We start from the raw sequence: 231 nt of genomic DNA on the forward strand, positions 1-231 counted from the left end.
AGTACCATCGGCGCTGAAAGGCTTAGCTTCCGGGTTCGGAATGTAACCGGGCGTTTCCCTAACGCTATGACCACCGAAACTCTATGAAACTGTACGAACACCGCACGCACCAGACCCGAAGATCTGGGGTGTGTTCGTTGTTTCAGAACTAACACAGTGGACGCGAGCAACTGAGGACAAGCCCTCGGCCTATTAGTACCGGTCAGCTCCACCCTTTGCAGGGCTTCCACA

Annotated in this window: 1 rRNA gene; it reads right to left on the minus strand. The window is 54.5% G+C overall.

Features of this window, described 5'->3' with window-relative positions:
* Positions 1 to 78, minus strand: a 5S ribosomal RNA gene (gene rrf, locus OO47_RS33135); the annotation flags it as partial.
* Between the last annotated feature and the right edge of the window lie 153 nt (positions 79 to 231).

The sequence above is a fragment of the Streptomyces bikiniensis genome (assembly GCF_000716625.1).
Lineage (GTDB): Bacteria > Actinomycetota > Actinomycetes > Streptomycetales > Streptomycetaceae > Streptomyces > Streptomyces bikiniensis.